At 68.8% G+C, this 16,268-nt stretch carries 18 protein-coding genes; 9 read left to right on the forward strand and 9 right to left on the reverse strand.

Annotation, left to right across the window (positions count from 1 at the left end):
• Positions 1–38: 38 nt before the first annotated feature.
• The 4 genes from FE811_RS16255 to FE811_RS16270 form a co-directional block, all read right to left on the reverse strand.
• Complete coding sequence (locus tag FE811_RS16255) at positions 39–539, reverse strand: GNAT family N-acetyltransferase (RefSeq protein WP_116223115.1); 501 nt, start codon at positions 537–539, stop codon at positions 39–41.
• 1 nt (position 540) lies between these two features.
• The gene (locus tag FE811_RS16260) at positions 541–804 is read right to left on the reverse strand and encodes a YjhX family toxin (protein WP_036758189.1); all 264 of its coding nucleotides are present in this window, start codon (positions 802–804) and stop codon (positions 541–543) included.
• Between the two features lie 280 nt (positions 805–1,084).
• Positions 1,085–2,116, reverse strand: coding sequence for a ferrochelatase (gene hemH, locus FE811_RS16265; RefSeq protein ID WP_116223116.1), 1,032 nt, complete (start codon positions 2,114–2,116; stop codon positions 1,085–1,087).
• Positions 2,113–2,952: a methyltransferase domain-containing protein gene (locus FE811_RS16270; protein ID WP_036758192.1), complete on the reverse strand. Its 840-nt coding sequence runs from the start codon at positions 2,950–2,952 to the stop codon at positions 2,113–2,115. The genes hemH and FE811_RS16270 overlap by 4 nt, the downstream gene beginning before the upstream one ends.
• Positions 2,953–2,983: 31 nt before the next feature.
• Here FE811_RS16270 and FE811_RS16275 point away from each other — a divergent pair, with 31 nt between their 5' ends.
• Genes FE811_RS16275 through FE811_RS16290 form a run of 4 tightly spaced genes read left to right on the forward strand, consistent with a single transcriptional unit; the run spans position 2,984 to position 5,366 of the window.
• Positions 2,984–3,721 (forward strand): double zinc ribbon domain-containing protein, encoded by a 738-nt coding sequence (locus FE811_RS16275; protein WP_114535920.1) that lies wholly within the window; start codon positions 2,984–2,986, stop codon positions 3,719–3,721.
• 33 nt (positions 3,722–3,754) lie between these two features.
• The gene (grxC, locus tag FE811_RS16280) at positions 3,755–4,018 is read left to right on the forward strand and encodes a glutaredoxin 3 (protein ID WP_036758195.1); all 264 of its coding nucleotides are present in this window, start codon (positions 3,755–3,757) and stop codon (positions 4,016–4,018) included.
• A complete protein-coding gene (locus tag FE811_RS16285) occupies positions 4,015–4,866 on the forward strand; it encodes a carbon-nitrogen hydrolase family protein (RefSeq protein ID WP_181180880.1) in 852 nt (283 codons plus the stop codon). Before grxC ends, FE811_RS16285 begins: the two co-directional genes overlap by 4 nt.
• Positions 4,863–5,366: a MarR family winged helix-turn-helix transcriptional regulator gene (locus FE811_RS16290; protein ID WP_052096129.1), complete on the forward strand. Its 504-nt coding sequence runs from the start codon at positions 4,863–4,865 to the stop codon at positions 5,364–5,366. Before FE811_RS16285 ends, FE811_RS16290 begins: the two co-directional genes overlap by 4 nt.
• 103 nt (positions 5,367–5,469) lie before the next feature.
• Here FE811_RS16290 and ubiG read toward each other — a convergent pair whose 3' ends face one another.
• Entirely contained in the window at positions 5,470–6,237 is a 768-nt protein-coding gene (gene ubiG / locus FE811_RS16295) for a bifunctional 2-polyprenyl-6-hydroxyphenol methylase/3-demethylubiquinol 3-O-methyltransferase UbiG (RefSeq protein ID WP_116223292.1), read from the reverse strand.
• Between the two features lie 51 nt (positions 6,238–6,288).
• Between ubiG and pip the strand changes: the two genes are divergently transcribed.
• From pip to infB, 5 genes are all read left to right on the forward strand, one after another.
• Positions 6,289–7,275, forward strand: coding sequence for a prolyl aminopeptidase (gene pip, locus FE811_RS16300; RefSeq protein WP_116223117.1), 987 nt, complete (start codon positions 6,289–6,291; stop codon positions 7,273–7,275).
• Positions 7,276–7,470: 195 nt separating this feature from the next.
• The gene (rimP, locus tag FE811_RS16305) at positions 7,471–8,091 is read left to right on the forward strand and encodes a ribosome maturation factor RimP (protein ID WP_116223118.1); all 621 of its coding nucleotides are present in this window, start codon (positions 7,471–7,473) and stop codon (positions 8,089–8,091) included.
• A gap of 3 nt (positions 8,092–8,094) precedes the next feature.
• Positions 8,095–9,774 carry a transcription termination factor NusA gene (nusA, locus tag FE811_RS16310; protein ID WP_036758199.1) on the forward strand — a complete coding sequence of 560 codons (1,680 nt, stop codon included), beginning with the start codon at positions 8,095–8,097 and terminating at the stop codon, positions 9,772–9,774.
• Positions 9,775–9,789: 15 nt separating this feature from the next.
• Positions 9,790–10,407 (forward strand): RNA-binding protein, encoded by a 618-nt coding sequence (locus FE811_RS16315; RefSeq protein WP_036758200.1) that lies wholly within the window; start codon positions 9,790–9,792, stop codon positions 10,405–10,407.
• Between the two features lie 7 nt (positions 10,408–10,414).
• Positions 10,415–12,958 (forward strand): translation initiation factor IF-2, encoded by a 2,544-nt coding sequence (gene infB, locus FE811_RS16320; RefSeq protein ID WP_072463859.1) that lies wholly within the window; start codon positions 10,415–10,417, stop codon positions 12,956–12,958.
• Between the two features lie 235 nt (positions 12,959–13,193).
• Here infB and FE811_RS28305 read toward each other — a convergent pair whose 3' ends face one another.
• From FE811_RS28305 to FE811_RS16335, 4 genes are all read right to left on the reverse strand, one after another.
• On the reverse strand, positions 13,194–13,322 hold the full coding sequence (locus FE811_RS28305; RefSeq protein ID WP_036758202.1) for a hypothetical protein: 129 nt from the start codon (positions 13,320–13,322) through the stop codon (positions 13,194–13,196).
• Between the two features lie 119 nt (positions 13,323–13,441).
• Entirely contained in the window at positions 13,442–13,840 is a 399-nt protein-coding gene (locus tag FE811_RS16325; protein ID WP_116223119.1) for a (deoxy)nucleoside triphosphate pyrophosphohydrolase, read from the reverse strand.
• Positions 13,837–15,234, reverse strand: a complete 1,398-nt coding sequence (argJ, locus tag FE811_RS16330; protein WP_116223120.1) for a bifunctional glutamate N-acetyltransferase/amino-acid acetyltransferase ArgJ — start codon at positions 15,232–15,234, stop codon at positions 13,837–13,839. Before argJ ends, FE811_RS16325 begins: the two co-directional genes overlap by 4 nt.
• Positions 15,235–15,238: 4 nt before the next feature.
• On the reverse strand, positions 15,239–16,078 hold the full coding sequence (locus FE811_RS16335) for a peptidylprolyl isomerase (protein ID WP_116223121.1): 840 nt from the start codon (positions 16,076–16,078) through the stop codon (positions 15,239–15,241).
• Between the last annotated feature and the right edge of the window lie 190 nt (positions 16,079–16,268).

The following is a 16,268-nucleotide window of genomic DNA, read 5'->3' on the forward strand; positions in this document are numbered from 1 at the left end:
CGGGCTGCACCATCGGAGGATGCAGCCTGTCCCCCTGGTCACTCCTGCGGGCCGAGGCCGAATGCCGGATGATGGATCAGCTCTCCGCAAGGCGCGGTGCCGTCGAAAGGCAGGGCCAGGACCACCTCGGGCGGGCAGCCCGCTACGCGCAGGCCGGGGAAGGCACGGAAACCGAACCGGCCATAATAGGCCGGGTCGCCCACCAGCGCCGCGCCGCGGCCGGTCGCTCGCAATCGGCGGAGGGCCTCTGCCATCAGGGCCGTGCCGATCCCCTGGCCGTGCCTTGAGGGCAAGACGGCAAGCGGGCCGATCAGGCCCCAGCCGTCCTGCGTGCCGATCCGTGCCGCCGAGGCGGCCAGGTAGCCGACCACCGCACCCTCGTCCTCGGCCACAAGCGAAAGGGCAAGCGCGCCCTGCGCCCGCAGCGCCTCGACGATGCCGGCCTCGGTTCCGGTGGATTGCGCCAGCATCAGCATGGCTTCGGTGACAAGCCGGCCGATCGCCGGGATGTCGCCGGCCGTTTCATCGCGGATCAGCATGTCAGGCCCCCTGATTGTCGAGTTGCGCGCGCACCGACAAGCGGCCACGCTTCGATATCCGATACGGGCTGCCTGACCGCGATTCGATCAGCCGTTTCCGCCGCAACCGGCTGAAGACGGCCAGATCGAAGCCGGCAAGGATCATCCCCTCGCGCGTGACGCATGTCACGGAGGTGATCCTGGCACTGTCGCCGCGCTCGTGCAGGATGCGGCCACCCAGGGCCAGGACGTGCAGCGCACGTTGTTCATTTCGTGAAATGTTCATGGAAGTCTCGCATGACGGACGTGAAAGACACCCCGAGCGCACATGCGCCCGGCGGCTTTGAATTCACGCGGCTCTCCGAAGATTCAGAGAGCCTTGTCACACAAGCTCTGACATCCAGTCTCCATAGGCAGCGGGGATTGTCGCTGCTCGCGCCACCAATCTAGGAAGCGGGCGCCGTTGGAGCAACCCCCGTAGAATGACGGGCCGTGGCGGCCCGCCCCGTGATCGGCGCCAGCAGCGGCTGCGTCCCGCATGACGGGCATGGCGGCCGCTCGGGCCGTCAGACCCAGCCCGCCAGGTTCTCGCCGATGACCGCCGCCAGCACGTCGATATGCGCAGGCTCGGCGTTCAGGCAGGGGATATAGGTGAACTCCTTGCCGCCGGCATGTTCGAACGCCTCGCGGATCTCGCCCTGGATCTCTTCCAGCGTCTCGATGCAATCGGCCGAGAAGGCGGGCGAGATCACCGCGATCTCGGTGATGCCCTGCTGCGCCAGTTCGGCCACATGCTCGACCGTATAGGGGCGCAGCCATTCCTCGGTCCCGAAGACCGACTGGAAGGTGGTGTCGATCACGCCCTCGTCCCAGTCCAGCCGTTCCCGGAGCAGGCGCGAGGTCTTCTGGCATTGGCAATGATAGGGGTCGCCCTCCATCAGATAGCGCTTGGGCATGCCGTGGTAGCTGGCGACCAGCTTGCGGGGCTGGCGGCCGCCCAGGGCGCGCTCGACCGAGGCGGCCAGCGCCTCGATATAGTCGGGCCGGTCGAAATAGGGCGGCACGGTGCGCGAGGCCGGCTGCCATTTCTGCGTCATCAGCGCGCGGAAGAACTGGTCGTTCGCCGTCGCCGTGGTCGCCCCGGCATATTGCGGATAAAGCGGGAAGAACAGGATGCGGTCGCAGCCCGCCTTGACCATGCGGTCCACCACGTCCGCGGTCGAGGGATTGCCGTAGCGCATGCAGAAATCGACCATGACCCGGTCGCCCCACAGCGCCGCTGCCCGTTCGCGCAGCGCCGCCACCTGCTGCTTGGTGATGGTCATCAGCGGGCTTTCGTCCGCCTCGTTGTTCCAGATCAGCCGGTAGTTCGCGCCCGAGGTAAAGGGCCGCTTGGACAGGATGACGGTTTGCAGCAGCGGCTGCCACTTCCAGGCGGGATAGTCGATCACCCGCTTGTCCGACAGGAACTCGTTCAGGTAGCGCCGCATCGGCCAGTAGTCGGGCGAATCGGGCGTGCCCAGGTTGGCGACCAGCACGCCGATCTTGCGGGCTGGGATGTTCGGATGATCGGCTGGGGCATACTCGGTAAAGGTCATTCGGACTTTCTCGTGCTGGCAAGAGCTTCGGCAAGCGGCATCCGGGCCGAGCCGGGCCGAAGCGGTTTCTGCTGACTGGCATCGGGCGCCCATCCGGTCAGGAAAACCAGATCGAAGGTGGCCCGGATGCGCGTCCCGTCCTGCGGGTCGGGATGGTTTTCGGCATAAAGCGCGGCGGCGCGCAACAGGACATCTCGTCGCGTCGGGCGCCGCAGCCGCTGGGCCAGCGCGTTGCCCTCGCCCATGGCGCGCAGGTCGCGGCCCAGGTGGAACAGGCTGCGATAGCTGGCGATCTGGGTGATCTGGTCGGCGACCGGCAGCGCCAGGCCCGCGCGCGGCAGCAGCCCGCCCAGGTCGCGGATCTCGCCCATGGGCAGGACGCGGGGCGACAGGCCGCCCGTCACCTCGGCCTCGGCGCGGGTCAGCGCGTCGCGCAGCTCGTGCAGGGTGCGCCCGCCGGGACAGGCGGCGATGAACAGCCCGTCGGGGCGCAGCGCGCGCGCCGCCTGGGCGATCTGGCCCACAGGATCCTCGGCCCAGTGCAGCGCCATGGCATGGATCACCAGGTCATGCGCGCCGGGCTCCAGCGCCAGCGCGGGCGTATCGGCGACGACCGTGGCGCCGGGCATGGCGTCGCGCCAGAGCTGCGGCCGGCCGGTGACGACGGCGACGGCGCTAAACCGTCTGTTAACCTCTGCCAGCCTATCCTCGATCTCGTCGGCGACGATTCGATGCAGGAAATCGACCGGCCCCAGGCGCAGGGCGCGGGCGCGGTTGCGGTCCAGCGCGCGGCGGTCGGTCAGGCCGGGAACGGAAGAGGTGGGATCGGGCATCATGGGGGCTGAACATAGGGGGCTTCGCGGCTTGATGAAAGGCGCATTGCGGCTGGTCTATCCGCCGCAATGCCTGTGCTGCGGCGCGCCCGTCGCCGACGAGGGCGGGCTGTGCCCCGCCTGCTGGCGCGAGGCCGATTTCATCACCGGCACCTGCTGCGCGCGCTGCGGCACGCCGCTGCCGGGCGACGGGGCTGGCGACGCCGGGGATGCGGCGGCGGGGCTGCTGGTCTGCGACGATTGCCTGGGGCTGCAGCGGCCCTGGCAGCAGGGCCGTGCGGCGCTGGTCTATCGCGGCAGCGGGCGCAGGCTGGCGCTGATGCTGAAGCATGGCGACCGGCTGGACCTGGCGCCCGCACTTGGCGGCTGGGTGGCGCGGGCGGCGCTGCCGCTGCTGCGGCCGGGCGCGGTGGTGGTGCCGGTGCCGGTGCATCTGCGCCGGCTGCTGAAGCGCAAATACAACCAGGCCGAGATGCTGTCGCAGCATGTCGCCCGCGCGCATGGGCTGGCGCATCTGCCCGGCGCCCTGCGGCGGCTGCGGCATACGCCGATGCAGGACCATGGCAGCGTCGGCGACCGTTTCGCGAATGTGGACGGGGCGATCGGCGTGCCCGCGCACATGGTCCCGCGGCTGCGGGGCCGCGCGGTGCTGCTGGTCGACGACGTGATGGCCTCGGGGGCGACGCTGGCGGCCTCGGCTCAGGCGCTGGCGGCGGCGGGCGCGGGGCCGATCTCGGTCGTGGTTCTGGCGCGGGCGGTCAAGGATGCCTAGATATGGGGGTGAACATCAATCCGGGACGCGCATATGCCCAAGGTCGAACTGTATACCACCCCCACCTGCCCCTATTGCATCGCCGCGAAATCGCTGCTGCGCAAGAAGGGCATCGCCTATCACGACACCGATGTCAGCCGCGATCCGCAGCTGCGCGCGGCAATGACCCAGCGCGCCGGCGGCCGCCGGACCGTGCCGCAGATCTTCATCGACGGCCGCCATGTCGGCGGCTGCGACGACCTGCATGCGCTGGACCGCCAAGGCAAGCTGGACGCCCTGCTGGGCCTGACGGCATGAGCGAGGCGCTGATCGCGGGGCTGGTGCAGCTGAGCGTCTCGGACGATCCCGAGCGCAACCTGCCGGTCACGCGGGCGCTGGTGCGCGAGGCGGCGCAGGGCGGGGCCGGCTGGGTGCTGACGCCCGAGGCGACCAACCTGCTGGGCGCCAGCCGCGAGCGGCAGGAGCATGTCCTGCGCACCGAGGCCGAGGACCAGACCCTGGCCGCGCTGCGCGAGGATGCGCGCGAGCTGGGCATCTGGCTGCTGATCGGTTCGCTGTCGCTGAAGACCGGCGATCCGGGCGAGAGCCGCTTTGCCAATCGCAGCTTCCTGATCGCGCCGGACGGCAGCATCCGGGCGCGCTATGACAAGCTGCACATGTTCGACGTGACCGTGTCCGAAAGCGAATCCTATCGCGAATCGGCGGCCTTCCGGCCGGGCGGGCGGGCGGTGCTGGCCCAGGGGCCCCTGCCCGTCGGCATGACCGTCTGCTACGACCTGCGCTTTCCCGCGCTTTACCGCGCGCTGGCCCAGGCGGGGGCCGAGGTGCTGACCGTGCCCGCCGCCTTCAACGACACCACCGGCGCCGCGCATTGGGAGGTGCTTCTGCGCGCCCGCGCCATCGAGACCGGCTGCTTCGTGCTGGCGCCCGCGCAATGCGGCACCCATGCCAGCCATGCCGAGCCGGACCGCAGGCCGCGCCGCAGCCACGGGCATTCCCTGGCCGTCGGGCCCTGGGGAGAGGTGCTGGCCGACGGCGGCACCGAGCCCGGCGTGACCTTCGTGACGCTTGACCCGGCGGCGGTTCTCGGGGCACGGTCCCGCATCCCATCCCTGACGCATGACCGGAACTTCGCGGGCCCATGATCCACAAGACGCAAGACAGCCCGCACGGACATGCCGAAGCCTCGGCCGACGCCCTGGCTGCCAGCCTGTTTTCCGAGGTGTTCATCGCCGACCAGCTGGCGCGCGACCTGATCGGCAAGGCGCTGCCCAAGGGCATGCAGATCTCGCATTTCTCGGTGCTGAACCTGCTGGCGCACCTGAATGTCGAGCGCACGCCGGCCGAACTGGCCGAGGCGTTCCACGTCACCCGCGGCGCCATGACCAACACGCTGTCGCGGCTGGAATGGGCGGGGCATATCCATATCCGCCCGGACTGGGACGACGCGCGGCGCAAGTTCATCGCCATCAGCCCGGCCGGCCGGGCGGCGCGGGACGCGGCGCTGGCCGCCTTCATGCCGCGAATCGCCGACGTGGTGCGCGATGTCGGCGCCGACCGGGTGCGCGCGGCGCTGCCGGTCCTGCGCATGCTGCGCAAGCAGCTGGAAGAAACGTTGCGTCACGAAACGCGCGGCGGGCGCTGACCCCGCCGGTCGCCCGGTCGCATGAGTATTTTCGGAACGGTGAAGGCCGGCGCGGGCTCGCCCCGCCGCGCCGCTGCCGTCGGGTATTTGCGGAACGAAGAAGTCAGGCGTCGCGCAGGGCGGTCATCGCATAGTTCACCGACAGGTCGCGATGCGACAGCGACCAGCTCCAGCCCAGCGGGTTGAAGACCATGCCGCAGCGGTCCACCACCCGCAGCCCCGCCGCCTCGGTCATCCGCGCCAGCTCGTCGGGGGTGATGAAGCGGCGCCAGTCATGCGTGCCCTTGGGCAGCCAGCGCATGATCCATTCCGCCCCGACGATGGCGGCGCCGAAGCTGCGGGCGGTGCGGTTCAGCGTGGACTGGATCAGCACGCCGCCCGGCGCCACCAGCTCGCGGCAGGTGGCGATGAACTGCGCGGGGTCGGCGACATGCTCGACGATCTCCAGCGCCATGACCACGTCGAAGCGGAGGCCCTCGGCCGCCAGCGCCTCGGCCGTGGTGGCGCGGTAGTCGATGGCGAGGCCCTGTTCCTCGGCATGCAGGCCGGCGATGGCGATATTGCCCTCGGCCGCGTCGGCGCCGGTGACGGCCGCGCCCAGCCGGGCCATCGGCTCGGCCATCAGCCCGCCGCCGCAGCCGATGTCGAGCAGGCTCAGCCCCTGGAAGGGCGCGGCCGCGGCAAGGTCGCGGCCGAACTGCCCGGCGATCTGCGCGGTGACATAGTCCAGCCGCGTCGGGTTCAGCATGTGCAGCGGCTTGAACTTGCCGTTGGGATCCCACCATTCCCGCGCCATGGCCTGGAACTTGGCGACCTCGGCCGGGTCGATGCTGCTGGGGGCCGGGCTGCTGGGGGCTGGTCTTTCGGTCATCTGGCCGTCCTTCATGTGGCGGGCGCGCGCGACGCGTTATATAGTGGTGCCATGGACAGATTGGCAGGGCAAATCGGCGGCACGGCGTCGCATGGCAGGCTGCATCCGATGGTCGAGCCCTTCGACCGCCGGGTGATCGAGGTCGGCGACGGCCACCGGCTGCATGTCGAGCAGAGCGGCAATCCCGAGGGCGTGCCGGTGATCGTGCTGCATGGCGGGCCGGGCGGCGGCTGCAGCCCCTACATGCGGCGCTTCTTCGACCCCGCCCATTACCGGGCCGTGCTGTTCGACCAGCGCGGCTGCGGCCGCTCTCAGCCCCATGCCGCGGTCCTTGCCAACACCACGCAGCACCTGATCGCCGACATCGAGGTGATCCGCCGCAGCCTGGGGATCGAGCGGGCGATCCTGTTCGGCGGCAGCTGGGGCGCGACCCTGGCGCTGGCCTATGCCCAGGCCCATCCCGAGCCGGTCGAGGCGCTGGTGCTGCGCGGCGTCTTCCTGGGCCGGCGGGCCGAACTGGACTGGTTCTATGGCGGCGGCGTCGCGCGCTTTTTCCCCGACCGCTGGACCGAGTTCCAGGCCCCGATCCCCGAGGCCGAGCGCGGCGACATGATCGCCGCCTATCACCGGCGCCTGTTCAGCGGCGACCGCGGGCAGGAGACGCGCTTCGCCCTGCCCTGGCTGGTGTGGGAAAACGCCCTGGCGGGCCTGGAGATCAACGGGCCGGGCCATGCGCCGCCCGACTATGCCCGCACCTTCGCCCGGCTGGAGAATCACTATTTCGCCCATGACTGCTTCCTGGCCGAGGGCCAGCTTTTGCGCGATCGCCACCGCATCGAGCATATCCCCGCCGTGATCGTGCAGGGCCGCTACGACATGGTCTGCCCGCCGGCGACCGCCTGGGAACTGGCCCAGGGCTGGAACAGGGCGGACCTGCGGCTGGTCCCCGCCTCGGGCCATGCGCTGAGCGAGCCGCGAATCGCCGCCGAGCTGGTGCGGGTCATGGACGGTTTCCGGGATGTGGCAAGGCGGGCCTGACCTCTTTGCGAAAGGGCACGCGGCGGCCGGCTTGCGGCCCCTGCGAGGCAGGCGGCAGGTGCCGCGCCGGTTTTCCTTGCAATCCCTGGCGCGGGGCCCTATATGCGGCTCAACAGCGGCGCAGGCGTCCACAACCTGCCCACCGGTAAGACGCACGGGCCGCCAAGGCCCGTTTTTTGTATTTGGGGGATCAGCATGAGCGACCTCATCGCCAAGACCGCCATCGACCGGCGTCTGGCCGAGATCATCGCCCCGGTCATCGAGGATCTGGGTTTCGAACTGGTGCGCATCCGCCTGCAAGGCGGCAAGACCGCCACGCTTCAGATCATGGCCGACCGGCCCGAGGGCGGCATCAACGTCGACGACTGCGCCGACATATCCACCGCCGTCAGCGCGGTTCTGGATGTCGAGGATCCGCTGGAGGACGCCTATCACCTGGAGGTCTCGAGCCCCGGCATCGACCGGCCCCTGACCCGGCTGAAGGATTTCGAGACCTTCGAGGGCTACGAGGCGCGGCTGGAGACGAACCAGCCCATCGACGGCCGCAAGCGCTTCAAGGGCGTGCTGACGGGGGTCGAAAAGGGCGAAGGCGGCGACGAGGTGCTGCTGAACATCGAGGAAGGCGGCGAGGTCCAGACCATCGGGCTGAACTTCGACTGGCTTTCCGATGCGAAGCTGGTTCTGACCGACGAGCTGATCGCCGAGATGCTGCGGCAGAAAAAGGACGCGGGCGTGCAGATCGACAATCTGGACGAGACCGCCTTTGACGAGATCGAAACGGAAGCCGGCGAAGACAACGCCGCCGCGAAGGAGTGAGGAATGGCCATCACCTCTGCCAACCAGCTTGAACTGCTGCAAACCGCCGAGGCCGTTGCACGGGAAAAGATGATCGACCCCGATCTGGTGATCGAGGCGATGGAGGACAGCCTGGCCCGCGCGGCGAAGTCGCGCTACGGCTCGGAAATGGACATCCGCGTCCATATCGACCGCAAGACCGGCAATGCCACCTTCACCCGCGCCCGCACCGTGGTCGAGGATGACGCGGTCGAGAACTATCAGGCCCAGTTCACCGCCGACCAGGCCCGCGCCTATTTCGAACCGTCGAAGGACGGCCGCGCCCATTGGCTGCGCGACGGCCAGCGGCTGACCGATTTCTCGGGCAAGCCGCAGCCCGGCGACGTGTTCGAAGAGCAGGTGCCGCCGGTCGACCTGGGCCGCATCGCCGCGCAATCGGCCAAGCAGGTCATCCTGCAAAAGGTCCGCGAGGCCGAGCGCGACCGCCAATACGAAGAGTTCAAGGACCGGGCCGGCACCATCATCAACGGCGTCGTCAAGCGCGAGGAATACGGCAACATCATCGTGGATGTCGGCCGGGGCGAGGCCATCCTGCGCCGCAACGAAAAGATCGGCCGCGAAAGCTATCGCCCGAACGACCGCATCCGCGCCTATGTCAAGGACGTGCGCCGCGAGGCCCGCGGCCCGCAGATCTTCCTGTCGCGCACCGATCCGCAGTTCATGGCCGAGCTGTTCAAGATGGAAGTGCCGGAAATCTATGACGGCGTGATCGAGATCAAGGCCGTGGCCCGCGATCCCGGCTCGCGCGCCAAGATCGCGGTGATCTCTTACGACAACTCGATCGACCCGGTCGGCGCCTGCGTCGGCATGCGCGGCAGTCGCGTGCAGGCCGTGGTGGGCGAGCTGCAGGGCGAGAAGATCGACATCATCCCGTGGTCCGAGGACCAGGCGACCTTCCTGGTCAACGCGCTGCAACCGGCCGAGGTGGCGAAGGTCGTCTTCGACGAGGACGCGACCCGCATCGAGGTGGTGGTCCCGGACGAGCAGCTGAGCCTCGCCATCGGCCGTCGCGGCCAGAACGTGCGGCTGGCAAGCCAGCTGACGGGCCTCGACATCGACATCCTGACCGAGGAAGAGGAATCCAAGCGCCGGCAGGCCGAGTTCAACGCCCGCACCAAGCTGTTCATGGACACGCTGGACCTGGACGAGTTCTTTGCCCAGCTTCTGGTCGCCGAGGGCTTCACCAACCTCGAAGAGGTGGCCTATGTCGACCTGGACGAGCTGCTGTCGATCGAGGGCGTGGACGAAGGCACCGCCGAGGAATTGCAGACCCGCGCCCGCGAGCATCTGGAGGCCGCGAACAAGGCCGCGCTGGAAAACGCCCGCGCCCTTGGCGTCGAGGACAGCCTGATCGAGTTCGAGGGGCTGACCCCGCAGATGGTCGAGGCCCTGGCCAAGGACGGCGTCAAGACGCTGGAGGATTTCGCCACCTGCGCCGACTGGGAACTGGCCGGCGGCTGGACCACGCAGAACGGCCAGCGCGTCAAGGACGACGGCATCCTGGAGCCCTTCGGCATCAGCCTGGAAGAGGCGCAGACCATGGTGATGACCGCCCGCGTGATGCTGGGCTGGGTCGATCCGACCGAGTTCGAATCGGCCGAGGAAACCGAGGCCGAGGGCGACGAACAGGAGGCCGGGGTGTAACGCCCCGGAAACCGGATGACACGCGGGGGCCGTATCAAGGACCGCGAGACGCCCGAACGGCGCTGCATCGTCACGGGCGAAGTCCAGCCCAAGGCTGGGCTGATCCGCTTTGTCGCGGGCCCCGATGGCGAGGTTGTGCCGGATCTGGCCGAGAAACTGCCCGGACGCGGCTTCTGGGTCGTGGCCGACCGGCAGGCTTTGGACAAGGCAGCCGCCAAGGGCTTGTTTTCGCGAGGCGCCAAGGCGCGGGTGACCGCCCCGCCCGAGCTGCTGGCGATCATCGAATCCGGGCTGGCGCGGCGGGTGACGGACACGCTGTCGCTTGCGCGCAAGGCGGGGCTGGCGGTGGCCGGCTTCGAAAAGGTCAAGGACTGGCTGGCGGCCGGCAAGGCCAGGGTGCTCTTGCAGGCCAGCGACGGGTCGGAACGCGGCAAGGGCAAGCTCTGGACCCCTCCGGGGGGCCGGTGGTTCGGCTGCCTGACCGCATCAGAATTGGGTTTGTCCTTTGGGCGCGATCATGTCATACACAGCGCGCTTGCGCCGGGGGGCCTGACCGACCAGTTGATCAGGGACGCGAGCAGACTGACGGGTCTGCGCGGGCATGACGGCGGTGCGCCCGCCGGGAAGGAATGAAGATCGGATGAGCGATACTGACGGAAAGAAACCCCTGGGTCTTGGTGGCGGCCGTTCGGGCCATGTGAAGCAAAGCTTCAGCCACGGCCGGACCCATAACGTGGTCGTCGAGACCAAGCGCAAGCGCGTGGTCGTGCCCGGCAAGACCGGCGCGGCGGCCGGCGGCGGGCGCTCGGGCTCGCCCTCGGCCGTGTCGGGCGACCCGTCGAAACGTCCCGCCGGCATCTCGGATGCCGAGATGGAGCGGCGCCTGGCCGCGCTGAAGGCCGCCAAGGCCCGCGAGGTCGAGGAAGCCGCGCAGCGCGTCGCCGAGGAAAAGGCCCGCGAGGAAGAACGCGAACGCCGCCGCCTTGAGCTGGAAGCCAAGGAGCGCGAGGAACGCGAGCGCGAGGAAGCCTTGCGGCTGAAGGCCGAAGAGGACGCGCGCCGCGCCCGCGAAGCCGAGCTGCGCGAGAAGAAGAAGGCCGAGATCGCCAAGCCCAAGACGGAAGCGCGCCCGGCGACCCCCGCCGACCGCGCCGCCGCCGAGGCCGCCGCCGTGCGCGCCGAGACCAAGGGCGTCAGCGCCGCCGGCCCGCGCAAGACCGACCGCGACCGCGATACCCGCAGCCCGGCCGACGACCGCGACAGCCGCAACAAGGGCCGCGACGACAGCCGCCGCACCGGCAAGCTGTCGCTGTCGCAGGCCCTGGACGGCGAGGGCGGGCGCCAGCGCAGCCTGGCCGCGATGAAGCGCAAGCAGGAAAAGGCCCGGCAAAAGGCCATGGGCGGCAACCAGCGCGCCGAAAAGCAGGTGCGCGACGTGCAGCTGCCGGAAACCATCCTGGTGTCCGAGCTGGCGAACCGCATGGCCGAGCGCACGCCGGACGTCATCAAGTCGCTGATGCGCATGGGCATGATGGTCACCGCCAACCAGGCGGTCGATGCCGATACCGCCGAGCTGGTGATCGACGAATTCGGCCACCGCGCCGTCCGGGTCTCGGATGCCGACGTGGAACAGGTCATCGACCAGGTCGAGGACAAGCCCGAGGATCTGAAGCCGCGCGCGCCGATCATCACCATCATGGGCCACGTGGACCACGGCAAGACCTCGCTCCTGGACGCGATCCGCCATGCCAATGTCGTCTCGGGCGAGGCGGGCGGCATCACCCAGCATATCGGCGCCTATCAGGTGAAGGCGTCGAACGGGGCGCTGCTGACCTTCCTCGACACGCCCGGCCACGCGGCCTTCACCTCGATGCGGGCCCGCGGCGCGCAGGTGACGGACATCGTCGTGCTGGTGGTCGCCGCCGATGACGCGGTGATGCCGCAGACGGTCGAGGCGATCAACCACGCCAAGGCCGCGGGCGTGCCGATGATCGTGGCGATCAACAAGGTCGACAAGCCGGATGCGAACCCGCAGAAGGTGCGCACCGACCTGCTGCAGCACGAGGTGGTCGTCGAGGCCATGTCGGGCGAGGTGCAGGACGTCGAAGTCTCGGCCAAGACCGGCAAGGGGCTCGATGAGCTGCTGGAGGCCATCGCGCTGCAGGCCGAGATCCTGGAGCTGAAGGCCAATCCCGAGCGCCCGGCCCAGGGCGCGGTGATCGAGGCCAAGCTGGACGTGGGCCGCGGCCCGGTCGCGACCGTGCTGGTGCAGAACGGCACGCTGAAGCGCGGCGACATCTTCGTCGTCGGCGAACAGTGGGGCAAGGTCCGCGCGCTGATCAACGACAAGGGCGACCGCATCGACACCGCCGGCCCCTCGGTCCCGGTCGAGGTGCTGGGCCTGAACGGCACCCCCGAGGCCGGCGACGTGCTGAACGTGGTCGAGACCGAGGCCCAGGCGCGCGAGATCGCGGATTACCGCATCCAGGCCGCCAAGGACAAGCGCGCCGCCGCCGGTGCCGCGATCACGCTGGACCAGATGCTGGCCAAGGCCAAGGCGGACGAGAACGTCGCCGAACTGCCGGTGGTCATCAAGGCCGACGTGCAGGGCTCGGCCGAGGCCATCGTCCAGGCGCTGGAAAAGATCGGCAACGACGAGGTGCGCGTCCGCGTGCTGCATTACGGCGTCGGCGCGATCACCGAATCGGATGTCGGCCTGGCCGAGGCCAGCCAGGCGCCGGTCATCGGCTTCAACGTCCGGGCCAATGCCCCGGCGCGGAACGCCGCCAACCAGAAGGGGGTCGAGATCCGCTATTACTCGATCATCTACGACCTGGTGGACGACATCAAGGCGGCGGCCTCGGGCCTGCTCTCGGCCGAGGTGCGCGAGAACTTCATCGGCTATGCCGAGATCAAGGAAGTCTTCCGCGTCTCGGGCGTCGGCAATGTCGCCGGCTGCCTGGTGACCGAGGGCGTGGCGCGGCGTTCCGCCGGCGTGCGCCTGCTGCGCGACAACGTGGTGATCCATGAAGGCACGCTGAAGACGCTCAAGCGCTTCAAGGACGAGGTCAAGGAAGTGCAGTCCGGCCAGGAATGCGGCATGGCCTTCGAAAACTACGACGACATCCGCAAGGGCGACGTCATCGAGATCTTCGAGCGCGAGGAAGTGCAGCGCCAGCTGTGATCCCCGCGGATAGGAACAAAAGGGGCGGGCCTGCGGGTCCGCCCTTTTTCATGCCCGGATCCCGGCAGGAACGCCAGCCCGTCCCTGCCGGCATGGCGGCGCCGCCGCCTGGCGCGCCCCGGCTTTCTCCGTTGTCCAAATACCCCCGCCGGAGGCCGGCAACAGGGCAAGCGAAAAGAAGAACGGGGCCCCGCGAAGGGCCCCGTTCAACGATCTGGGCACGTTGGCTTTTGCTTCAGGCTAGGACGGGCTTGCCCTCATAGGTCTTGCTGCCTACTCGGACCACGATATTCCCGTTCGCCTGCTGCCTTTCAAAGATCCCCTGGACCGAAATGCAACTGCCGATCGTGATCGTGCGAATCATGTCCGATCTCCTCCTCTACAGGATTTTAGGATTGTCGCAAAATCGTCAAATGTTAACTGGGAATGTCGCAGAGTCAGGCAGATGGACGATAAAGCCGGGACCGGCGTGACCGATATGTCTCATATCCAGTCGCGCAGGATGGGAATCAGCGGCAAGTCCGCCGGCGGCATGGGGTATTTGCTCAATTCGGCGGCACGCGCCCAAGCCAGCTTCTGCCCCTCCTGCGGCACCGGCACGCCCTGCCAGCGCCGGCAGGCGAACAGCGGCATCAGCAGGTGGAAGTCCTCATAGGCATGGCTGGCAAAGGTCAGCGGCGCCAGGCACGAGCGCCAGGTCTCGATCCCCAGCTCCTCGTGCAGCTCGCGGATCAACGCGGCCTCGGGGGTCTCGCCCTGCTCGACCTTGCCGCCCGGAAACTCCCACAGGCCCGCGAGGGACTTGCCCTCGGGGCGCTGTGCCAGCAGCACGCGGCCGTCCGCGTCGATCAGCGCGACGGCCGCGACAAGCACCGTCTTCATGAGCGGTAATCGGCGTTGATGTCGATGTAGCGATGCGTCAGGTCGCAGGTCCAGGCCGTGCGCCGGCCCTTGCCCAGCCCCAGGTCGACACCGATGACCAGGTGGTCGCGCTTCATGTAGGCGCTGGCAGCGGCCTCGTCATAGCCGGGCGCACGCCAGCCGTTCTCGGCCAGCACCAAGTCGCCGAAGCGGATGGTCAGCCGGTCGCGGTCGGCCTCGGCCCCGGACTTGCCGACGGCCATGACCACGCGGCCCCAGTTCGCATCCTCGCCGGCGATGGCGGTCTTGACCAGCGGCGAATTGGCGATGGCCATGGCCACGCGATGCGCATCGGCATCGCTGGCGGCGCCCGTCACCTGCACCTCGACGAATTTCGTCGCCCCCTCGCCGTCCTTGACCACCTGCTGCGCCAGGTCCAGCATCACCTGCTCCAGCGCCCTACCGAAGGCCCGCGCCGGGCCCGAGCGCAGGTCGGTGATCGGCGCCGCTTTGGACTTGCCGGTCGCCGCCAGGATCAGCGCATCCGAGGTCGAGGTGTCGCTGTCCACGGTGATGGCGTTGAAGGTCTGGTCCAGCCGCGCCGACAGCATGCGCTGCAGCAGGGCGGGCGCGATCTGCGCATCGGTAAAGACATAGACCAGCATCGTCGCCATGTCGGGCGCGATCATGCCCGAGCCCTTGGCGATGCCGACGATGTTGATGGTGCCGCCATCGCCCTCGAAACTGGCCGCCGCGCCTTTGGGGAAGGTGTCGGTGGTCATGATCGCCCGCGCCGCGCCGGCCGCGCCGGCCGCATCCAGGTTGGCGGCCAGATCGCCGATCACCGCGGTGATGCGCTCGGCCGGCAGCGGCTCGCCGATCACCCCGGTCGAGGACGAGAACACCCGCTCGCGCGGCACGCCCAGCGCCTTGGCGACGCCGCCGGTGACGGCATCCACCGCCTCTTGCCCGTTCCTGCCGGTGAAGGCATTGGCATTGCCCGAGTTCACGATGATCGCCGCGCCGGCGCCGGTGTCCTGTTTCAGCGCCAGCTTGGCCTGGCAGTCCAGCACGCTGGCCGCGCGGGTCGAGGATTTGGTGAAGGCCCCGGCGATGGCGGTGCCCGGCGCCAGCCTGACCAGCATCACATCGGTGCGGCCCTGGTATTTCACCCCCGCGGCGCCCGAGGCGAACTCGGCCCCTTCGATCACCGGCAGGTCGGGAAAGCGCGCCGGCGCCAGCGGCGAGACCGGATTTTTCGGCTTTACCGCGGCCTCGACCACCGCCTCCGCCCGCGCCTCGAGGCCGGCGGCGGTTTCCTTCAGCGCCGCCTTCAGCTTTTTCAGCTTCTTCTTCAGCGTCTTCAGCTTTTCGGCATCGGAAAGCCTGGACTTCTTGTCGTCGGTCTTGGCCATCGGCTCACTCTCCCAGGATGTCGGTCTTGTTCAGCAGGTCGGGGGCAAGCCCCTCGGTCTTTTCGACCTTGGCCTCGGCCACGCGCTTTTCGATCTCGGCCTGCACCTTGTCGCGGCGCACCTGCACGGCCAGCTGTTCCTTGACCTCTTCGAAGGCGGGGGGCGTCACCTCGCGGGTGTCGTTCAGCTTGATGACATGCCAGCCGAACTGGGTCTCGACCGGCTGGGAAACCTGGCCCTTTTCCAGCGCCTTCACCGCCTCGGCAAAGGGCTCGACCATCTGCTCGGGCTGGAACCAACCCAGGTCGCCCTTGTTCGGGCCGGAATTGTCGGTCGATTTCTCCGCGGCCAAAGCGCCGAAATCGGCGCCTTCGGCCAGTTGCTTGGCGATGGCCTCGGCCTCCTCCTTGGTCTTCACCAGGATATGGGCGGCATTGTATTCGATGGCCGGCTCGCCCTGGCCGCCGAAGGCCTGGTCATAGGCGGCTTTCAGCTCGGCCTCGTCCGGCTCGGCCGAAGCCACCTTTTCCAGCACCGAGCCGGCCAGATAGGCGCGCTTCTCGATCTCCAGCGCCACGGTGTCGCGCTTGCTCAGCGGCTCGGCCGCCTGGGCCACGGCGGTCTGGCGGATCATCTGGTCCAGCATCAGGTCCCACAGCGCCGTATCCGGCAGGCCCTGGGTCGCCTGCGCGTCCAGCCCCTGCCGCATGGCGACCATCTGGCCCAGCGTGATCGCCTCGCCATTGACGGTGGCGACGACCGTATCGGCATCCTGCGCCAGCACGGGCAGGGCCGAGACGGTCCCCGAAAGCAGCACGGAGACGGCAAGAAGCGGTTTCAGCATAGGTTTCCCCTTCATGGGACGGCGCGTCCACGCATAGGTGAACGGGCGCAAGCGTTGACAGTGGGCCGGCCGGGGCATACATCCGGCGCAACCGAAAATGCGCGCCCGTCGCCGTTTTTCCGGCCCAAGTGATAGGGCAAGGCGAATGGTGCCGGCAAGTGGGCGGAACGTCCCGCGCACCCCCAGATAC

The sequence above is a fragment of the Paracoccus sp. FO-3 genome (genome assembly GCF_006386455.1).
GTDB classification, from domain to species: domain Bacteria; phylum Pseudomonadota; class Alphaproteobacteria; order Rhodobacterales; family Rhodobacteraceae; genus Paracoccus; species Paracoccus versutus.

Bases quoted from the DNA above. Each gene is read 5' to 3' on its own strand.
- argJ (WP_116223120.1), bottom strand. From the start codon at position 15,234: ATGGCCAAGACCGACGACAAGAAGTCCAGGCTTTCCGATGCCGAAAAG.
- FE811_RS16325 (WP_116223119.1), bottom strand. From the start codon at position 13,840: ATGAAGACGGTGCTTGTCGCGGCCGTCGCGCTGATCGACGCGGACGGC.
- FE811_RS28305 (WP_036758202.1), bottom strand. From the start codon at position 13,322: ATGATTCGCACGATCACGATCGGCAGTTGCATTTCGGTCCAGGGGATC.
- hemH (WP_116223116.1), bottom strand. From the start codon at position 2,116: ATGACCTTTACCGAGTATGCCCCAGCCGATCATCCGAACATCCCAGCC.
- ubiG (WP_116223292.1), bottom strand. From the start codon at position 6,237: ATGACCGAAAGACCAGCCCCCAGCAGCCCGGCCCCCAGCAGCATCGAC.
- FE811_RS16335 (WP_116223121.1), bottom strand. From the start codon at position 16,078: ATGCTGAAACCGCTTCTTGCCGTCTCCGTGCTGCTTTCGGGGACCGTC.
- pip (WP_116223117.1), top strand. From the start codon at position 6,289: ATGGACAGATTGGCAGGGCAAATCGGCGGCACGGCGTCGCATGGCAGG.
- rimP (WP_116223118.1), top strand. From the start codon at position 7,471: ATGAGCGACCTCATCGCCAAGACCGCCATCGACCGGCGTCTGGCCGAG.
- grxC (WP_036758195.1), top strand. From the start codon at position 3,755: ATGCCCAAGGTCGAACTGTATACCACCCCCACCTGCCCCTATTGCATC.
- FE811_RS16290 (WP_052096129.1), top strand. From the start codon at position 4,863: ATGATCCACAAGACGCAAGACAGCCCGCACGGACATGCCGAAGCCTCG.
- FE811_RS16275 (WP_114535920.1), top strand. From the start codon at position 2,984: ATGAAAGGCGCATTGCGGCTGGTCTATCCGCCGCAATGCCTGTGCTGC.
- FE811_RS16270 (WP_036758192.1), bottom strand. From the start codon at position 2,952: ATGATGCCCGATCCCACCTCTTCCGTTCCCGGCCTGACCGACCGCCGC.
- infB (WP_072463859.1), top strand. From the start codon at position 10,415: ATGAGCGATACTGACGGAAAGAAACCCCTGGGTCTTGGTGGCGGCCGT.
- nusA (WP_036758199.1), top strand. From the start codon at position 8,095: ATGGCCATCACCTCTGCCAACCAGCTTGAACTGCTGCAAACCGCCGAG.
- FE811_RS16260 (WP_036758189.1), bottom strand. From the start codon at position 804: ATGAACATTTCACGAAATGAACAACGTGCGCTGCACGTCCTGGCCCTG.
- FE811_RS16285 (WP_181180880.1), top strand. From the start codon at position 4,015: ATGAGCGAGGCGCTGATCGCGGGGCTGGTGCAGCTGAGCGTCTCGGAC.
- FE811_RS16315 (WP_036758200.1), top strand. From the start codon at position 9,790: ATGACACGCGGGGGCCGTATCAAGGACCGCGAGACGCCCGAACGGCGC.
- FE811_RS16255 (WP_116223115.1), bottom strand. From the start codon at position 539: ATGCTGATCCGCGATGAAACGGCCGGCGACATCCCGGCGATCGGCCGG.